Origin of the sequence: Arthrobacter sp. SLBN-112 (assembly GCF_030944625.1) — a bacterium.
GTDB lineage: Bacteria > Actinomycetota > Actinomycetes > Actinomycetales > Micrococcaceae > Arthrobacter.
In genome coordinates this window covers 1666131-1684050 of record NZ_JAUSXY010000001.1, presented here as the reverse complement: position 1 = coordinate 1684050, position 17920 = coordinate 1666131, and the positions used below count along the sequence as shown (strand labels likewise).

Here is a 17920-nt window from a genome sequence, read left to right as displayed (position 1 = left end):
GGCGAGCGAGGGAGTTATTGTGTCAGGAACCAACCCGGATCCGGAGGACGACAAGATCACCGGCCTGGAGCCTGGCGGCGGAGTGCCGCCCGGCGAAACCCCGCCGGGCGAAGCATCCACAGTCGGCCCCCAGGGCCGTGAGGAGCGCGCGCCGCGGAAGGGCACGCAGTTCCTTTGGATCGCCATTATCGGCGTGGTGGTCCTGCTGTGCCTGCTGTATTTCATCGGCTACATCGTGGGCTTCTTCGACTAGGACCGGCAATCCTTAGCTGGGCCAGTCGAAGAAACCTTTGCCGGCCTTGCGGCCCAGTTCGCCGCGGGCCACCTTGTCCCGCAGGATCTGCGGTGGGGCGAACCGGTCACCCAGGGTGGACTGCAGATACTCGGCGATGCCCAGGCGGACGTCCAGGCCCACGATGTCAGTGGTCTTCAGCGGCCCGGTGGGGTGCTTGTAGCCCAGGACCATGGCGTTATCGATGTCCTCCGCGGACGCCACGCCCTCTTCCACCATCCGCATGGCCTCCAACGCGATGGCGACGCCCAGCCGCGAGGACGCGAACCCCGGAGCATCATTGACGACGACGGCGGTCTTGCCGAGTGCCTCCACCCACCTTTTCGCCTCCGCGGCGAGTCCGGGCGAGGTTTGTTCGCCCAGGACCACCTCGATGAGCGTGGACGCCGGAACCGGGTTGAAGAAGTGCAGTCCCAGGAAGTTCTCGGGCCGCTTCAGCTCTTTTGCAAGCCCGTTGACGGACAGCGAGGACGTGTTGGAGGCCAGGCAGGCGTCCTCCGCCAGCCGCTCCTCGATGCCCCGCAAGGCTGTGACTTTCAGGTCCCAGTCTTCCGGGACGGCCTCCACCACCAGCTGGCGGTCCTTGAAAGCGTCATAATCCACGCCGACAGCCAGCCGGGAGACCAGCTCGTCCAGGTTTGCGTCCGTTGCCCCGCGTTCGATGCTCTTCGCCGCCGCGGATTCCACCCGCTCCCGGGCAGCCTCCGCGGACTGTTCGTCGCGCTCCACCACCAGCACGTCGGCACCCTTGACCAGGAAGGCGTGCGCAATCCCGGCACCCATCCGGCCACCGCCCAGGACACCCACCCGGGCCGGGAGGGCTGGGGTCACTTGCGATTTACTCATGGTCTACTTTCCGTCTGCGGGGTTGGCCGGGTTGGACTTCTTCCGGGCACTGCGGTCGAGGAACGCCTGCATGCGGTCGAACTTGGCCTGGGACTCGAAGAGGATGCCCTGGGCCAGCTGGTCGATCAACGGGTGGGCTTCGGCGGGGGCGTGGAACACGGACTTGGTGATACGGACCGCCAGCGGGTCCTGGCGCCCGATCCTGTCAGCAAGGCTGTGGGCGGCGGCCAGCAGGTCTGCGGGGTCGTGGATTTCAGTAATAAGGTTGGCTGCCCGCGCCTCGTCAGCGCCGAGGACCAGGCCGGCCAGGAGGATCTGCTTGGCCAGCGGTTCACCCACGAGTTCCCTGAGCCGCCAGCTGGCGCCGGCGGCGGCCAGGATGCCCAGCCCTGTTTCGGGGTTGCCGATGCGCACGTTGGGGGTGCCGATCCGGAAATCCGCCGCGTAAGCCAGTTCCGCCCCGCCGCCCAGGCAGTAGCCGTCCAGCGCGGCGATGACCGGCATGGGCAGCTTGGCGATCCGGACAAAGATCGTGGAATTGATCCCCTGCAGGGCATCGTCCCGCCGCCGCTCGCGCAACTGGGCAATATCGGCCCCGGACGCGAACACCCCGTCCACGCCGGCAATGATCAGGACCCTGGGATTCTGCTCCAGCGCCGCGCACACGGTGTGGAGTTCGTCCACCATCTGTTGATCGATCGCGTTCTTCACCCCGGGCCGGTTGAGCAGGACCACAACCCGGTCCTCCCGCTCCTCTACCAGAAGGGCCGAAAAGTCCTCGGTGGAGAGGTCCGCCGCGGCCGCCATCAGATCTTCTCCAACAGCATCGCGGTGCCCTGTCCGACTCCCACGCACATGGTGGCGAGGCCGATCTTCGCGTCCTCGCGTTCCATCCGCCCCAGTAGGGTGATGGCGATCCGGGACCCGCTGGAGCCCAGCGGGTGGCCCAGCGCAATGGCGCCGCCGTCGCGGTTCACGATTTCCGGATCCAGGCCCAGGCGCCGGATGGAGGCCAGTGACTGGGTGGCAAAGGCTTCGTTAAGTTCGACGGCGGACAGGTCACCAACGCTGAGGCCGCTGCGCTTGAGCACCTTTTGGGTGGCGGGGACCGGGCCGATGCCCATGATCTCGGGTTCACAGCCGGCGGAGGCGCCGTCGATGATGCGGGCACGCGGTGTCAGGCCCAGGCGCTCTATCGCGGCTTCGGAGGCGACGATGATGGCCGAGGCGCCGTCGTTGAGGGAGGACGAGTTTCCGGCGGTGACCACGGATCCGCCGTGTGTCACCGGCCGCAGGCCAGCGAGAACGTCGAGGCTGGTGCCTGTGCGCGGGCCTTCGTCCGTGTCCACCACGGTCTCGGACTTGCGCGTCTTCACCGTGACGGGGACGATCTCATTCTTGAAGCGGCCGGCGGCGATGGCGTCCAGGGCCAACTGGTGGGAGCGGACGGCGAATGCGTCGGCGTCCTCGCGGGAGATGCCGTCCACGCGGGCCACTTCCTCCGCCGTTTCCGGCATGGAGTAGGTCATCTTCCCGTCACGGGAGAGGCCGCCATGCTGGAACTGGGGGTTGGTGAATCGCCACCCGATGGAGGTGTCGAAGATCTGGCCGGGTTTGGCGAACGCGCTGGTGGGTTTTTCCTGCACCCAGGGCGCCCGGCTCATGGACTCCACACCGCCGGCGATGACGATGTCCGCGGCGCCGGCCTTGATCATGTGGCTGGCCTGGATGATGGCGCTCAGTCCGGAGGCGCACAGCCGGTTGACGGTAATCCCTGGAATGTGGAGCGGAAGGCCTGCCAGCAGGGTGGCCATGCGGGCCACGTTCCGATTCTCCTCCCCCGCGCCGTTGGCGTTGCCCAGGATCACCTCGTCGATGCCCTCCGGGTCCAGGCCGGCGCGGTCCACGGCCTCGCGGACCACCAGGGCGGCGAGGTCGTCCGGCCGCACGGCGGACAGGGCACCCCCATACCGGCCCACCGGTGTTCGGACCCCGCCTACAAGGAAAGCCTGCGGACCTGCGGTTGCAGCCATGGAAACACCCTTCACGCGATAAACAGCACTGTCATCGGCGGCCGGCTGAGCAGACTAGTCCACTTACCGACCGTTCGTTCTGTAAATGGTACACGGCAAGGTTCTGCTCCGCACCCGGCTAGAGGACCGTGACACCCAGGTGCCCGGCAATCAGTGGCGCCAGGAGGCCCAGCTGATACTCGTCTATGACCAGGCCGGAGAGGCTTCCCAGGCCGCTGACCTTGCGGAACTCCGTGCCGCGTATGTCAAAGTCCTTCAGCTTGGCGCCGGCAAGGTCCAGGGATCCAATGGTGCAGTCCTCCAGCTTCACCCGGACGGCTCCCGCGGCTCCAAGGTCCAGTTCGTTGATGATGCACCCGCTGATCAGCACGTCCGTGAGCTTGGCGCCGCGCAGGTTCAGGAAGTCCACTTTGCCGCCGTCGATCCGCACGGACTGCCAGCCGGTTTCGTAGAGCTCCGCGGAGCCCAGGCGGGGATTCCGCAGCTCCACGTCCTGCCAGGTGCTGCGGGCACCTCGGAAAACGGGCGCGTACAGCTCCGCCAGGACGCAGTCGCGGAAAGATGCGCCGCGGAGCTGCGCGTCATTGAAGGAAACGGCATCGAAGCGGCACTCGGAAAAGACGGAGCCGCCCAGGTCAAGGCCGTCCGCGTCTGCGCGGGTAAACCGGGCGCCATCATGCCGGTCGCCGCGCCGGAAGGCGGAGTCCGGCCGGTCCTCGAGGTCATTGAGCTCTACCGGGGAGATCCGGGGCGCTGCCACACCGGCCGGCCCCCTGCCGCGCGTTTTGTCCATGCCCCGAGCCTATCCGCCCCGGCCGGCCCTTGAATTAGTAAGCAAGCTGTGTTTATGGTGAAAAAGTAAGCGGTGGATCGACGGAAACGAAAGGAGGCCAGCACCATGGGCCTCGGAGACAAGATCAGCAACGAAGCCGAAGAACTTGGCGGCAAGGCCAAGGAAGCGGCGGGCAACGTCACCGACAACGACCGGCTGAAGGCTGAAGGCCAGGCGGACCAGGTCAAGGCAGATGCCAAGAAGGTCGGCGAAAGCGTCAAGGACGAGTTCAAGCGCGACTAATACCCAGGTTGCTGCAGCCGAGCGAACGGCGTGCTGCACCAGCCCCACGGCGGCGGATCGGATCGATCCGCCGCCGTTCCGCTGTCCACTCACAATCGATTGCTCCCCACCGGCCCCCTGGCCTCGCAAGCTCGGCCAGGGAATCCTGCCGGCGTGGGCCCACTTGTCGTTTATGGCGTCATAAGGACAAATACTCAGCAGTCGATGGGGGTTACCATCCACTGCGGGTGGGAGTGTGGCCCTGCCGCGAATCGTCAGGCATGGTCATTTCTGCCCGCAGCCCGAGCAGCCGGATGGGGCGGCCGGGCTCGATCTTCGCCGCAAGCTCCAAGGCCTGCGCCAGAACTTCCGCAGGGGCGGACGTTTCGGGGATCTTCCGGCCGTATGTGGTGGTGGTGAACGGCGCGTAGCGCACCTTCAAGGTCAGGCCGATCACCGGCCGCCCCTCCGCCGCGACATCGTCCCAAACGTGCGCAGCCAACTCCCTGATGGCGTGGTCGATGTCCGCGGCAGCCGTCAGGTCGCGCTGGAAAGTGGTTTCACGGCTGTGCCCCCGGGCCACCCAGGGCGTGTCATCAACCACCCGCGACCCATCACCGCGTCCCAGCTGGGCGTACCACGGACCCATCTTGGGACCGAACTCGGGAACCAGGGCATCGGGGTTGGCGGCTGCGAGTTCGGAAACCGTCGTAATGCCCAAAGTGGCGAGGCGCCGCGACACCTTCGTCCCCACGCCCCACAGGTCGATCGTGGGCCGGTCCCCCATCACCTGGAGCCAGTTGCCGTCCGTGAGCCGGAAGATGCCCGCGGGCTTGCCGAACCCGGTGGCCACCTTGGCCCGGACCAGGGTGTCCCCTATGCCGATGCTGCAGTGCAGCCGGGTCTCGGCCAGGACTGCCTGCTGCAACTGCCGGGCGATGTCTTCGGGGACGTCACTCTCGATGCCCACGAACGCTTCGTCCCAGCCCAGCACCTGGACGGTGGCGCCCGGCTGCGAGCGCAGCACTGCCATGACCTTTTCCGATTCCCTGAGATACGCCTCGTGATCCACAGGCAGGATGACCGCGTCCGGGACTTTCCGCGCGGCGATGCGCAGCGGCATCCCGGACCCCACCCCAAACGCCCTGGCTTCGTAGGACGCCGTGGATACCACGGCGCGTTCAGTGGGGTCGCCGCGGCCGCCCACGATCACCGGTTTGCCCGCCAGCTCGGGCCGGCGGAGGACTTCCACGGCAGCGATGAACTGGTCCAGGTCCACATGCAGCACCCACGGTTCGCTCACAAGCCCAAGTCTGCCCCGGGCCGCCGCCACAGGCCACCTTTTGGCCGCGCGCTCCAGGACCGGAAACGGCAGGAGGACTCCCCCACTGCGCCGTTAGCCTTAGGCATGACCTACGTAGACCTGGGCACCGAAAGCGCCGCCGCCGGCGGATCCACCTCCCTGCGCGGATACCTTGCCGTGCCGCAAGGGCAGGGCCCGTTTCCCGCCGTCGTCATGATCCACGAAGTGTTCGGCCTTGACGACCAGACCCGCCGGCATGCCGACCGGCTGGCCCGGGCCGGGTACCTGACCCTGGCACTGGACCTGTTCAGCGACGGCGGCCGGCGGCGATGCCTGGTGGGAACCATGCGCGCCATGGCGGCCCGCACCGGCCGGCCGTTCGTTGACATCGCCACGGCACGCACGTGGCTCGCGGCATCGGAACTGGGCAACGGCAGGACCGGGGTGATTGGCTTCTGCATGGGCGGCGCGTTCGCCCTGCTGGTGGCCCGGGACGGGTTCGACGCCGCCTCGGTCAACTACGGCCGGCTCCCGGGTAAACAGCAGGAGGACCTGGTGGATGCACTGCGCGGCGCCTGCCCCATCGTTGCCAACTACGGCGGTGCGGACAAGTCCCTGAAGGGCGCCGCGGCCCGGCTCGACTCGGCCCTTGACCAGCTGGGCATCGATCACAGCGTCAAGGAGTTCCCCACCGCCGGCCACGCTTTCCTCAACGATGAAGAGCTGGGTCCGGCACTCCTGCGCCCCCTGATGCGGGTCATGGGCGTCGGCCCGGACCCGGAGTCCTCCCCTGAGGCCTGGCAGCGCATCGAAGACCACTTTGCCCGCTACCTGAAAAACTGAGCCCGGGCACCGCAGGGCTGTCCAGCGCATACGCCGACGGCGGACCGCCCCACCAAAGGGGACGGCCCGCCGTCGAACGTTGTTCCAGGAAGATCCGGCGTCAGCTGTAGAGCTCGCTCTTGGGCTGGTTGTCCTTGACCTTCTGCCAGCCCAGCCACAGGACCAACGCGAAGAACGGGATGGTGCCCAAGGTCCAGAGGCCCAGGTAGAACACCTCGCCGTCCTTGCTGGTCATCGTGTCAAAGCCGATGAGCACAGTGATGGCAAGCAGGCCAACCAGGCCGGCCCAACTGGTCCACGGCGAACCGGGCATGGGCAGGGTGGAGGTGATGCCCTTGCGGCGGCGCAGCACGATCTGGCTGGCGAAGATCGATCCCCAGCAGAAGATCACGCCGATCGAGGCGGTGTTCAGCGCGAGGTCGAACGCATGCGAGCCGCCCAGCCAGATGTTCAGCAGGATGCCCACCAGGTAGAACGCGGCGATGGCCAGGATCGCTGCATACGGGACGTGCCGCCTGGACATCTTCGTGAGCCACTGCGGAGCGTGCCCGTTGTTGGCCATGGTGCGGAAGACGCGGCCGATCGAGTACAGGCCGGAGTTGCAGGAGGAAAGGGCGGCGGTGATGACGATCATGTTCATCACATCACCCACCCAGCCCAGGCCCATCTGGCCGAAGACGGTAACGAACGGCGAGGTGCCGGCCTTGTACTGGTCCGATGGCAGCAGCATGGCCAGCAGCAGGACGGAGCCTACGTAGAACACGACGATGCGCAGCACGACGGCGCGGATCGCCTTGGGCACTTCGCGTTCCGGCTTTTGCATCTCGCCGGCAGTGACGCCGACCAGCTCGATGCCGTTGTAGGCGAAGATCACGGCGTTCAGGACCAGGACCATCACCAGGGCGCCCTTGGGGAACATGCCGCCGTCCGCTGCGAAGAGGTTGCTGACGGAGGCGTGCCCGTCACCCACCTTGGCGTTGGTGACCACCATGAACGTTCCCACCACCAGGAAGATCAGGATGGCGCCCACCTTGAGGCAGGAGGCCCAGAATTCAAACTCACCGAACGCCTTCACGCTGAGCAGGTTCACTGCCACGAGGAGCGCCAGCGCCGCGATGGCCGAGGCTTCCACCGGGACGTTGGGGAAGAAGAACTGGAAGTACAGGCCGATCGCGATGAGTTCGGCGATGCCAGTCATGCCCCAGTTGATGAAGTACATCCAGCCGGACATGTATGCGCCCTTTTTGCCGAACATCTCGCCCGAGTAGCTCACCAGTGAGCCGGAGGTCTGGCGGTACATGATGAGTTCGCCCAGGGCCCGCATCAGCAGGTAGGCGATGACGCCGGCGATGGCGTAGGAGAAGATCAGGGCCGGGCCGGTGGAGGCGAGGCGGCCGCCGGCCCCCATGAAGAGGCCCACGCCGATGGCGCCGCCCATGGCGATCATGGTGACGTGGCGCCGGCCCAGGGTCTTGCTGTAGCCCTCGGCACTGAGGGAGGGGTCGACGGCGGGGGTTGCCGCCGTGATGTTCTTAAGGTCTGTGGGGGTACTTTGAGGCACAACTGTTCCTTGTGGGTTGGGGGTTGGCCGCATCCGGAATTCGTATGATCGGGCTCACAAAATTCGACCTTCCGGCCGTGGAACCAGCGATTGTGAGCGTAAATCATCGAACTGCCGAAGCTTCACGCGGCCTGTCCATCCTACAAGACCGGGCGGGGTGGTACGTGACGCGCACTACACGGCACCCCCGGCGATAGGCTGAAGTCATGGCCACAGCCCACCGCGTACCCCCCGCCCCGCAGCCGCAGCTCTACCGTTTTTCGCGCCTGGACCTGGCGGCACTGTGCCTCTATGTGGCCATCGCGGGATTCTTCGCGGCAGCCGGCGATCTGGTGGCGCCGTTCCTGCGGCAGGTCGCGCCGTCCCCGGCCGCCGCCTCCTACGCGGTGAACCTGCTGTTCTATGCCTCGGTGGGAATCGTGGCGCTCCTGGCTGCCCGGAAAGTGGTGGTCCGCGACCTCAAGGTCCTGGCCACCCGCCCCTGGTTCACCCTGCTGATGGTCCCCGCGGCCGTGATCGCGATGCTGATCCTCACCGCGATCCTGGTGGCGGTGAACGGGCAGGTGGAAACCTCCGCCAACCAGGCCGGCCTGCAGGCCCTGATGCAGCAGGTGCCGCCATGGCTCATGGTGCCGCTGCTGGTGGTGGTGGGACCGTTCGTGGAGGAATACATCTTCCGCCACCTGCTGATCGGCAAGCTGGCCGGGCGGGTGAACATCTGGATCTGCTGCGTCTTGTCGGCGGTGCTGTTCGCGGCGCTGCACATCGTGGGGCAGGAGGCAATTACCTTGACGGCACTGCTCCCCTACCTCGCTATGGGCGCCACGCTGGTGTTCGTCTACGTATGGACGGGGAAGAACGTCATGTTCTCCTACTTTGTCCACGCCGCCAAGAACCTGCTGGCCGTGGTCCTGGTCTACGCCATCCCGCCGGAATTTTTCGAGCAGATGCAACACGTCCAGGCGTAGGCAGGGCCGGTACTCAGTCCGGCTGCGTGTACCCCCGGAGGGTGAACTGTTGGCGGCCACGCGTCCGGCCCGTGATGTAGACCTTGGTGCCGGCGGCCGCATTGGTTCCGCCCAGGTAGCGGTAGCTTTCGCCGGGGTTGTAGGCCGCAGGGCTGTCCGGGTCTGCGGGCAGCCCGGGGCCGAACTCAATCACGTCCGCGCCCACCCGGTACGTGCCCGTACCGGACACCAGCTGGTAGGTTCCGGGCGCACCTGCCGGCTCCACGCCGTCGAGCACTCCGCCGGGCTGAAAGGTCAGCTCGAGCGCGAAAGCTGTGCAGGTGCCCTCGAACCCAATGTCCAGGCCGACGTGCCCGCCCGTGGCCTGGACCCTGATCTCCGTGCCGAGCCGGTGGACGTCGGCGGCGCGGGCACTGAATTCCATGCCGGCGCTGAACCTGCCTTCATGCTCCAGGGCGTATATGCCGTCCGGGCGCTGCTTGGCCGGCGGCAGGGGCTGGTAGAAGTTGGCCTCCAGCTGCTCGGAGAGCACCAGCGCACTGCCCTGCCGGACCGTGTTCTCGCTCCGGAAGGGGCCAAGGTCGAAGAAGCTCCTGGACAGCCGCAGATCAGACAGCACTGCCGCGCCATGCCCGAAACGGAGGAGGGTGGGGTTGGTGGCCAGCCCGGAGCCTACCCCCGGGACCAGGGGGTCGCAGCCGCCGAACACGGTAGCCACGGACCCTGCGGCGCGGAACCGGTAGGCGCCGCAGTTCCCGAGGGCCGCCTCGGCGGGAGCGAGGGGCGCCGGGAGGCCGGCGTCCGACGGCGGTTCGGCCGGCAGGGCCGCTGACAGCCACGGGTCCAGCCGGGTGAGGGCAAGCAGCTTCGCGGGTTCGTGCAGGGGCAGCCGGGCCAGCCAGGTGGCCGCGGCGGCGAAATCGGCCCGTCCGGCCTGGGCCGCCAGCCGGCGGTACAGGTGGAGGAACGGGGCGGCGCCGAATTGCATCCACTGGTCCTGCCGGCGGGAGAATACGGATTCCACGGTGCCGTCGGCGTTGAACCATGGCAGGAAGGCGGCGAGGTTCTCCCGGACGTGGTCCAGGAGGTCCGCCCGGCCGGTGGCGTCAGCGATGGTCAGCAGCGAGGGATTGGTCACGGCGGTGGCGTACAGCGGGCTGCGCTCGGAGTACATGCCGTCCGGGAGCTGGTCGATGCCCTCGGCCAGCCATTGTTCAATCCGGGTGCCGATGTCCTGCCGCGGGTGGAGCGCGTTTATCTGAGCCAGGGCGGCAGAGAGCTCCCAGCGGTGGTTTGGGGTGTGGACACCGCCCGCCACCATGGCGTCAACGGACCTGGCGATGATGGCCTCCAGCCGCTCGTCCACCTCCGCCAGGAGGGCGTCCGGGGTTTCCGTGCCGCGGACCAGCCGCACCGTCAGGCACACGTCGTTCAGGGTGAACGCGGAGTCCGGCGGGGAGGACAGGTTGGTGCCGTCGAACAGGCCGGTGGGCCCTTGCAGCGCCTCAAGCCGGTCCAGGCACCGCCGCATCGCCGCGGCAAGGCTTTCCTGCCGGTAGAAACCGGAGCCGGGCTCGGTGAACACCGCGGCCAGGGCCAGCAGCCGGGCCATGGCAGGCCGGTGCGCCAAGGCCGGGGCCTCGTCGTCGTGCGTTGCCAGGAACGCCGCGACCTCCCGGTCCGCTTCCGCCGCCACCCGTTCCAGGAAGGCTGTGTCCGTTGTTGCTGTCTGCACTGTTGCTGCCTTTCACCGGGCCGCCGTGGCGGGACCGTCCTAATCCTTCAGCCCGGCGCTGACGTCCGCGTTGAGCACGTATTTCTGGAAGACGAAGAACACCAGGACCAACGGCAGGAGCGAGATCACGGAGGCCCCCAGGAGCACCGGCCAGTCGATGTTTTCCGCGCCCACGATGCTCCGCAGCGCCACCTGCAGGGTGTACCACTTGGGGTCGTTGAGAACGATCAGGGGCCAGATGTAGTCGTTCCACCGCCACTGGAAGGAGAAGATGGCCAGCGTGAACAGGATGGGCTTGGACAACGGGAGCATGATCCGGAAGAAGATGGCCAGCTCGCCCGCGCCGTCGATCCTGGCGGAGTGCAGCAGGTCATCGGGCACCGTAAGGAAGAACTGCCGGAACATGAACACACCGGTGGCCGTGAGCACCGACGGGACGATGATGCCTGCCAGTGAGTTGTAGAGGCCCAGGTCCCGGATCACCGAGAACGTGGGGTTCAGGATCACCTCCGTGGGCAGCATGGTGGTGGCCAGGATGCACACGAAGAACAGCCTGGTGCCCTTGTTGTTGTACTTGGCCAGCGCATATCCGGTGCACGCGCTGAAGAAGACCGTCAGCACCGTGGTGGTGATGGACACGGTGGCGGTGTTCAGGAAGTACTGGGCAAAGTCCACCCGCTCCCATGCGTCCGCGAACCCCTGGAAGGTCCATTCCCTGGGAATCATGGACAAGGGGTAGCTGAACAGTTCGCTGCCTGGCTTGAACGAGCTGAGCAGGAACCAGAGCAGGGGCAGCGCGTAAATGGCGGCGATGACCCACATCAGCAGGGTCAGGGGGATGGAGGCCTTGGCCCGGATCTCCCGGTTTCCCGGCTGGTTGCGGCCGTCCTTGCGGTGTGATGCGGCGGCCTTGCGTGTTTCCGGTGCGGGCTCCCCCGCCACCGCGGGAGGCAGGTTGGCAGCTGTTGCCATGGATCAGCCCTTCTTCCTGTTGAACCGCAGCTGGATGAGGGCGATGGCCAGCAGGACCACCATCAGCACCATGGAGGCGGCGCTGGCGTAGCCCACCTTTGACTGCTCAAAACCGGTCTTGTAGATGTACTGCACGATCAGGGTGTTCTGTGTTCCGGGGCCGCCGCCGGTCAGGGCCTGGATCATGGCGAATTCCTTCATGGCGTGGATGGTGGAGAGCAGGACCACCATGAACGACGTCGGCGCGATGCCCGGCAGGGTGACGTGCCGGAAACGCTGCCAGGCGTTGGCTCCGTCCAGTTCCGCGGCCTCCAGCAGGGACTCCGGGATGTTCTTCAGCGCGGCGATGAACAACAGCATGTTGAAAGCGGTACCGCCCCATGCCGAGGCGAAGATGACCACGGCGAGGGCCAGGTTGCCGTCGCTGGACCACGGCAGCGGATTGCCGCCGAGGCCGGAAATCAGGAAGTTGATGAACCCGAAGTCCTGGCCGAACAGCCACTTCCAGATGACGCCCACCACGATGGGTGAAATGAGCCACGGCAGGAAGATTACGGTCTTTGCCGCGGTGCGACCGCGGACGGCCTTGCTGACCAGCAGCGCGGCCACGCCCAGGGAGCAGACATATACCAGCGGGACCGACAGGACGGTGTACACGAAGGTCCGGCCCAACGCGGCGTAGAACGAGCCGTCCGCGAAGAGCTTCTGGAAGTTGGCCAGGCCGATGAAGTGCAGCTTGCCGATCCCGCGGTAGTCCGTGAAGGAGTACAGCATCCCCAGCGCCCCCGGCCAGACGAAGAACACCAGGAAGAGCACCACGTTAACGCCGATGAGGACCAGCGGGGCGATGACGTAGCGGTTGCGGCGCTTCAGCGCCGACTTGCTGCGGACCGGTCCTGCCTGCGGTGCGGGGGGCGCCGTCGGCGTGATGGTTGGTTGTGCCACGGGATCAGGCGCCGTTGTAGAGCTTCACGATGTTGTCCACCGTGGTCTTGGCGTCCTGGCTGCCGGAGAGCATTTTGACGGTCTCCTCCCGCAGCGGGTCGCCGGAGAACGGGGTTTCGGCGTACGCCTCGATGACCACGCGCTTGATGGCGTTGTCCCCCTTGGCCTGGTTGCCGGCGATCTGCTTCTGGTACAGCTCGAACGATGACTGCTGGAACGGGTAGTCCACCTTAAGGTCCTTCACCGGCAGGTAGCCGCCTGTCTTGGCGAATTCGGTGTAGTTGGCGTCGTTGTAGAACCAGTCGATGAACTTCTTGGCTTCCTCATCTGCGCCGGTGTCCTTGAAGGCCACCATGAAGCCGCCGCCGAGGTTGGTGGCGTTGACTTCCTTCTTGGGCAGCGGCACGGACAGCCACTCGAAGTCCTTGATGTTCTTGTTGAAGTCCGCCACCTGCCAGCTGCCGGAGTAGTAGGCGGCCACCTGGCCGCTCTTGAACATGGCGTTGCCGTCCTCGCCGCTGAGCCAGACCGATTTGGGCATGGTCTGGTCGTCGTTGATCTTCTTGAAGTAATCCAGCGCTTCCACGGCTTTGCTGTCGCCGGCGTACTTGCCGTTTTCCTTGGCGAACGCGGTGCTGCCGAATTCGTACATCATGGCGCGCAGCCGGTGGCCGGAGCGGTCCATCACCACACCGTATTTGGCGCCTGCCTTCTCGCGGACCTGGTTCACGGCTGCGATGAACTCATCCCAGGTCCAGGTGGTGTCGATCGACGTGGGGAAGGCGACGCCGGCCTTGGCGAACAGGCTCTTGTTGATGAACAGGCCTACGGCGGTGAGGTCCGAGGGGATGGCGGGGATGATGCCGTCCGGTGATTCCTGGAGGAAGTTGGGATCGATGTTGTGTGACTTGGCGATGTCCGTGAGGTCCTGGAGCTGGTTGGCCCACAGCGGGTCGATGGCGGTGACGCGGGCCAGCGCCGGGAGGTCGTTGGCGGTGGCAGCATTCTTCAGCTTGGTGGTGATGTCCGCGGTGGGGACATCGACAACCTCGATGGTGATCCCGGTGGCTTCCTTGTACTTCTTGGCGGCGGCAGCGAACGCGCCACCCTGGTTGGTATCGCCGGACAGGATAAGCTGCAGGGTCTTGGAGCCGCCGTCCGAGGAGCTGCCTCCCCCTCCTCCGCTGCAGGCGGTGAGGCCGGCTGCCAGGGCCGAGAGTCCGAAGGCCGTCAGCCCGAACTGGCGGCGGGTAATGCTCGAGGTTCTTGTCGTCTCTGACAATGCTCTGTCCTTCTCTCGCTGTAGCGGGGAAAACCCTTTCCGCTAGAAACTGTGACCTATGTCATGACATATTGTCAAGAATACTTTTCAACGCTGCAGGAGCGGACCACTCGTTAACGGCACCCCCTTCCCCAACTCCGCAGCCGCCCTTACCGTGGACGGATGGGCCTAAATATCCAAATCGTGATCGACTCCTCAAACCCGCATGAGCTCGCCGACTGGTGGGCCGAAACCCTGCAGTGGGCGGTGGAACCCCAGGATGCCGGCTTCATCCGCTCCATGATCGAGCAGGGCCATGCCACCGAGGACCAAACCATGACGCACCGCGGAAACCTGGTGTGGAAGGACGGTGCCGCCATCCGGCCGCCCGAGGAAATTGACGCCAAAGCCCCCGCCCGGCGCATGTTGTTCCAGACCGCGCCCGAGGAGAAGACCGTCAAAAACCGCGTGCACTGGGACGTCCGGCTGGACGGCCGGGACAAGGACGAGGTGCGTCGCGAACTCGAGGCGCGCGGCGCCTCCTTCCTCTGGACGGCGGGGCAAGGGCCACACTCCTGGCACACCATGGCGGACCCCGAAGGCAACGAGTTCTGCATCAGCTGAAGCCGATTACTAGACTTGGACGGTGAGCAACCAGATCCCCTCCCCGGTGTCCGACGTCTTCGATCCCATGCGCTGGCGGGTGGTTTCCGGCTTCGAGGACTTCCAGGACATGACGTACCACCGCCAGGTGGAGCGGGATTCCGACGGCGGCTGGGTGCGTGACCTGCCCACGGTCCGCATCGCGTTCAACCGGCCGGAGGTCCGCAACGCGTTCCGTCCGGGCACCGTGGATGAGCTCTACCGCGCCATGGACCACGCGAGGATGACCCCGGACGTTGCCACCGTCCTGCTGACCGGCAACGGCCCCTCCGCCAAGGACGGGGGCCACTCCTTCTGCTCCGGCGGCGACCAAAGGATCCGGGGCAGGGACGGTTACCGGTACGCCGACGGCGAGACGCAGGAGACCATCGACCCCGCCCGCGCCGGACGCCTGCACATCCTGGAAGTCCAGCGGCTCATGCGCACCATGCCCAAGGTGGTCATCGCCGTCGTCAACGGCTGGGCAGCCGGCGGCGGCCACTCGCTGCATGTGGTCAGCGACCTCACCATCGCATCCCGGCAGCACGGCAAGTTCAAGCAGACGGACGCCACGGTGGGAAGTTTCGACGCCGGTTACGGCTCCGCGCTGCTGGCCCGGCAGGTGGGCCAAAAGACCGCCCGGGAGATCTTCTTCCTGGCCCGCGAATATTCCGCTGAGGACATGGTCCGGATGGGCGCCGTGAACGAGGCCGTGGACCACGAACGCCTGGAGGAGGTGGCGCTGGAATACGCAGCGGACATCGCCCGGCAGTCGCCGCAGGCCATCCGTATGCTGAAGTTCGCCTTCAACCTGGCCGACGACGGCTTGGCAGGCCAGCAGGTATTTGCCGGCGAAGCCACCCGGCTGGCGTACATGACCGACGAAGCTGTGGAAGGAAAGGAAGCCTTCCTGCAAAAACGCGACCCCGACTGGTCACGCTTCCCGCACTACTTCTAAGGGAGGAACGGCAATGAACAGCGAAGAAACACCGGCCGCCGGCACCGGCGGCCCCCTCAATATCGAACCTGCCCTGAAAGCCCTGGCGGCCGCCCTCCACGGCGAGGGCCCCGCCGTCGAACTCTCCGTCGGGGCAGACGGCGCCCTGGTGGTGGGACACGTTGAAACCCCCGGGTGCGATGACGCCGTGGCCGTGGTCCGCACGTCCGGATCCACCGGCACCCCCAAGGCAACGCTGCTGACGGTGGAGTCCCTGGCAGCATCCTCGATGGCCACGGCGCTGCGGCTCAAGGGCGAGGGGCAGTGGCTGCTGGCGCTGCCCGTGCAGTTCGTTGCCGGGATCCAGGTGCTGGTCCGGTCACTGTTCGCCGGCACGCGGCCCTGGGTTATGGACATGTCCGGCGGTTTCACGCCGGAGGCCTTCACCGCAGCCGCGCTGGAACTGACGGACAAGATCCGCTTCACCTCCCTGGTCCCCACCCAGCTCCAGCGGCTCCTGGATGACCCGGCGCCGGAAACCCTCGCCGTGCTCCGCCGCTTCAACGCCATCCTGCTGGGCGGCGCCCCGGCGCCGCAGTCCCTGCTGGCAGCTGCCCGTGACGCCGGCGTCCGCGTCGTCACCACTTACGGTTCCGCCGAAACCTCCGGCGGCTGCATCTACGACGGCTACCCCCTGGAAGGCGTCTCGGTGCGGGTGGCCGCGGACGGCCGGATCCTGCTGGGCGGGGACACGGTGGCCGCCGGCTACATCGAGGCGCCGGATGAAGAAACCGGGACGTTCTTCGAAGAGGACGGCGTGCGCTGGTACCGCACCAGCGACCTCGGCTCCATTGACGACGACGGCCGCCTCACCGTGCTGGGCCGGGCCGACGACGTCATCATCACCGGGGGCATCAAGGTTTCCGCCGCGCACGTGCAGGAGCAGTTGGAAAAGTCCGATGCCGTCTCCTCGGCTTTCGTGGCCGGCGTTCCTTCCGCGGAATGGGGCCAGGCCGTGGCCGCCTACGTCGCCCTGGCCGGGGACGGCAACTCCGGCCAAGGCGGCCCGGGGCAGGCCGGCGCGGGGCAGGAAGCCGGGCACCCCGCCGTCGTACTCCAGCAGCAGTGGCAGCAGGAACTGGGGGTCCTGGCGCCCAAGACCGTCCTCACCGCGTCCGGGCTGCGGATGCTGCCGAACGGCAAACCCGACCGGCTCGCCATGACCGCGGAACTCAGCGCCCTGCACCGGGGAAAGTAGAGTGGACCTGCACCACCGCGGCGGGTGCGCCCGTTCCATCCTGCCGTCTTATCGAAACAACACGAGGTACTAACCGTGGCCACAGCCGCCCAATGGATCCAAGGCGCCCGACTCCGGACACTGCCGGCAGCGATCGCTCCGGTGCTGATCGGCACCGCCGCCGCCTACGAAATGGACTCGTTCCTGCTGCCCAACGCCATCCTCGCTGCGCTGGTGGCGCTCCTGCTGCAGGTGGGCGTGAACTTCGCGAACGACTACTCGGACGGCATCCGCGGGACCGACGACGACCGGGTGGGGCCGTTGCGGCTGGTCGGCTCCGGCGCGGCCAAGCCTGAACACGTGAAGTGGGCCGCGTTCGGCACGTTTGCCCTGGCCATGCTGTTCGGCCTGGTCCTGGTGGTGCTGACCCAGGCGTGGTGGCTGATCCTGGTGGGGCTGGGCTGCGTCATGGCCGCCTGGGGCTACACGGGCGGCAAGAACCCCTACGGCTACATGGGCCTGGGCGATCTCTTCGTGTTCGTGTTCTTCGGCCTCGTGGCCACCCTGGGCACCACCTACACCCAGGCCGGGCATATCAGCCTGCCGGCAGTCATCGGCGCGATCGGCACCGGACTGATTGCCACGGCGCTGCTGATGGCCAACAACGTCAGGGACATCCCCACGGACATGCAGGCCGGAAAGAAGACCCTCGCCGTGCGGCTGGGCGACAAGCATGCGCGCGAAAGCTACGTCCTGATGCTGGCCGTTGCCATCCTGCTGGTGGTGATCCTGGCGCCGGGCCGGCCATGGATCCTGATCGTGCTGCTGCTCATTCCGGCGTGCCTGATGCCGGCCTGGCTGATGATCAACGGGCGCAAGCGCAAGAGCCTGATTCCGGTCCTGAAGCAGACCGGGCTGATCAACCTCGGCTACAGCGTGTTGTTCTCACTGGGCCTGATCCTCAGCCACGGGTTCTAGGCGTTCTTGTTGCCCTTGGCGTTGTTGATGGTGATGTCCGGGTTGGCATCGAGCAGGGCATCCTCCGCGTTCGCATCCTGGATCTCCCCCGCCGAGCGCAGCGGCTTGGCCTTACCGGAAAAGCGGTGCTGGAGGGCTGCGGTGGCAGCGTCCCGCTGCTTCTGGAAGAACAGGTAGCTGATAGCGAAGGCGATCAGCGCGGCGCAGATCACGGACATCAGCACCCCGACCTGCAGGAACGCGAACAGGACGAACAGGGGCACGAAGATCGCCAGCCGGATCAGGGAATATTTCAAAAAGGCCACTATCCAAG

19 protein-coding genes are annotated in these 17920 nt (G+C 66.5%); 8 read left to right on the top strand and 11 right to left on the bottom strand.

The window, feature by feature from the left end:
• The first annotated feature begins 19 nt into the window (after positions 1–19).
• The gene (locus QF050_RS07880; protein ID WP_308929938.1) at positions 20–253 is read left to right on the top strand and encodes a DUF6480 family protein; all 234 of its coding nucleotides are present in this window, start codon (positions 20–22) and stop codon (positions 251–253) included.
• Between the two features lie 12 nt (positions 254–265).
• Here the strand turns inward: QF050_RS07880 and QF050_RS07875 are convergent, their stop codons facing one another.
• The 4 genes from QF050_RS07875 to QF050_RS07860 all read right to left on the bottom strand — a co-directional run bounded on the left by QF050_RS07875 (position 266) and on the right by QF050_RS07860 (position 3964).
• Positions 266–1138 (bottom strand): 3-hydroxyacyl-CoA dehydrogenase family protein, encoded by an 873-nt coding sequence (locus tag QF050_RS07875; RefSeq protein ID WP_308929937.1) that lies wholly within the window; start codon positions 1136–1138, stop codon positions 266–268.
• Positions 1139–1141: 3 nt separating this feature from the next.
• Positions 1142–1945 (bottom strand): enoyl-CoA hydratase/isomerase family protein, encoded by an 804-nt coding sequence (locus QF050_RS07870; protein WP_308929936.1) that lies wholly within the window; start codon positions 1943–1945, stop codon positions 1142–1144.
• Entirely contained in the window at positions 1945–3171 is a 1227-nt protein-coding gene (locus QF050_RS07865; RefSeq protein WP_308929935.1) for a thiolase family protein, read from the bottom strand. Before QF050_RS07865 ends, QF050_RS07870 begins: the two co-directional genes overlap by 1 nt.
• Positions 3172–3289: 118 nt before the next feature.
• Entirely contained in the window at positions 3290–3964 is a 675-nt protein-coding gene (locus tag QF050_RS07860) for a pentapeptide repeat-containing protein (protein WP_308929934.1), read from the bottom strand.
• 105 nt (positions 3965–4069) lie between these two features.
• On the opposite strand from QF050_RS07860, the gene QF050_RS07855 reads away from it, so the two are divergent.
• The gene (locus QF050_RS07855; RefSeq protein WP_308929933.1) at positions 4070–4246 is read left to right on the top strand and encodes a CsbD family protein; all 177 of its coding nucleotides are present in this window, start codon (positions 4070–4072) and stop codon (positions 4244–4246) included.
• Between the two features lie 211 nt (positions 4247–4457).
• Here QF050_RS07855 and QF050_RS07850 read toward each other — a convergent pair whose 3' ends face one another.
• The gene (locus tag QF050_RS07850; RefSeq protein ID WP_308932126.1) at positions 4458–5513 is read right to left on the bottom strand and encodes a DNA polymerase IV; all 1056 of its coding nucleotides are present in this window, start codon (positions 5511–5513) and stop codon (positions 4458–4460) included.
• Positions 5514–5633: 120 nt separating this feature from the next.
• On the opposite strand from QF050_RS07850, the gene QF050_RS07845 reads away from it, so the two are divergent.
• Entirely contained in the window at positions 5634–6371 is a 738-nt protein-coding gene (locus tag QF050_RS07845; protein ID WP_308929932.1) for a dienelactone hydrolase family protein, read from the top strand.
• 100 nt (positions 6372–6471) lie between these two features.
• Here the strand turns inward: QF050_RS07845 and QF050_RS07840 are convergent, their stop codons facing one another.
• Entirely contained in the window at positions 6472–7932 is a 1461-nt protein-coding gene (locus QF050_RS07840; protein ID WP_308929931.1) for an amino acid permease, read from the bottom strand.
• 206 nt (positions 7933–8138) lie between these two features.
• Here QF050_RS07840 and QF050_RS07835 point away from each other — a divergent pair, with 206 nt between their 5' ends.
• The gene (locus tag QF050_RS07835) at positions 8139–8900 is read left to right on the top strand and encodes a CPBP family intramembrane glutamic endopeptidase (RefSeq protein ID WP_308929930.1); all 762 of its coding nucleotides are present in this window, start codon (positions 8139–8141) and stop codon (positions 8898–8900) included.
• A 13-nt stretch (positions 8901–8913) separates the two neighbouring features.
• Here the strand turns inward: QF050_RS07835 and QF050_RS07830 are convergent, their stop codons facing one another.
• From QF050_RS07830 to QF050_RS07815, 4 genes are read right to left on the bottom strand one after another with little or no spacing between them, the layout of a single operon-like run.
• Positions 8914–10635: a hypothetical protein gene (locus QF050_RS07830; RefSeq protein ID WP_308929929.1), complete on the bottom strand. Its 1722-nt coding sequence runs from the start codon at positions 10633–10635 to the stop codon at positions 8914–8916.
• Between the two features lie 39 nt (positions 10636–10674).
• A complete protein-coding gene (locus tag QF050_RS07825; protein WP_308929928.1) occupies positions 10675–11607 on the bottom strand; it encodes a carbohydrate ABC transporter permease in 933 nt (310 codons plus the stop codon).
• Between the two features lie 3 nt (positions 11608–11610).
• Positions 11611–12552, bottom strand: coding sequence for a sugar ABC transporter permease (locus QF050_RS07820; protein ID WP_308929927.1), 942 nt, complete (start codon positions 12550–12552; stop codon positions 11611–11613).
• Positions 12553–12556: 4 nt separating this feature from the next.
• On the bottom strand, positions 12557–13834 hold the full coding sequence (locus tag QF050_RS07815; RefSeq protein WP_308929926.1) for an extracellular solute-binding protein: 1278 nt from the start codon (positions 13832–13834) through the stop codon (positions 12557–12559).
• A 162-nt stretch (positions 13835–13996) separates the two neighbouring features.
• Between QF050_RS07815 and QF050_RS07810 the strand changes: the two genes are divergently transcribed.
• The 4 genes from QF050_RS07810 (at position 13997) to QF050_RS07795 (ending at position 17607) form a co-directional block, all read left to right on the top strand.
• The gene (locus QF050_RS07810; protein ID WP_308929925.1) at positions 13997–14437 is read left to right on the top strand and encodes a VOC family protein; all 441 of its coding nucleotides are present in this window, start codon (positions 13997–13999) and stop codon (positions 14435–14437) included.
• A 22-nt stretch (positions 14438–14459) separates the two neighbouring features.
• Complete coding sequence (locus QF050_RS07805) at positions 14460–15413, top strand: 1,4-dihydroxy-2-naphthoyl-CoA synthase (protein WP_308929924.1); 954 nt, start codon at positions 14460–14462, stop codon at positions 15411–15413.
• Between the two features lie 13 nt (positions 15414–15426).
• Positions 15427–16650: an AMP-binding protein gene (locus QF050_RS07800; RefSeq protein WP_308929923.1), complete on the top strand. Its 1224-nt coding sequence runs from the start codon at positions 15427–15429 to the stop codon at positions 16648–16650.
• Positions 16651–16725: 75 nt separating this feature from the next.
• On the top strand, positions 16726–17607 hold the full coding sequence (locus tag QF050_RS07795; protein ID WP_308929922.1) for a 1,4-dihydroxy-2-naphthoate polyprenyltransferase: 882 nt from the start codon (positions 16726–16728) through the stop codon (positions 17605–17607).
• Here the strand turns inward: QF050_RS07795 and QF050_RS07790 are convergent.
• A complete protein-coding gene (locus QF050_RS07790; protein ID WP_308929921.1) occupies positions 17604–17912 on the bottom strand; it encodes a DUF4229 domain-containing protein in 309 nt (102 codons plus the stop codon). The two genes, QF050_RS07795 and QF050_RS07790, sit on opposite strands and share 4 nt — an antisense overlap.
• Positions 17913–17920: the final 8 nt, after the last annotated feature.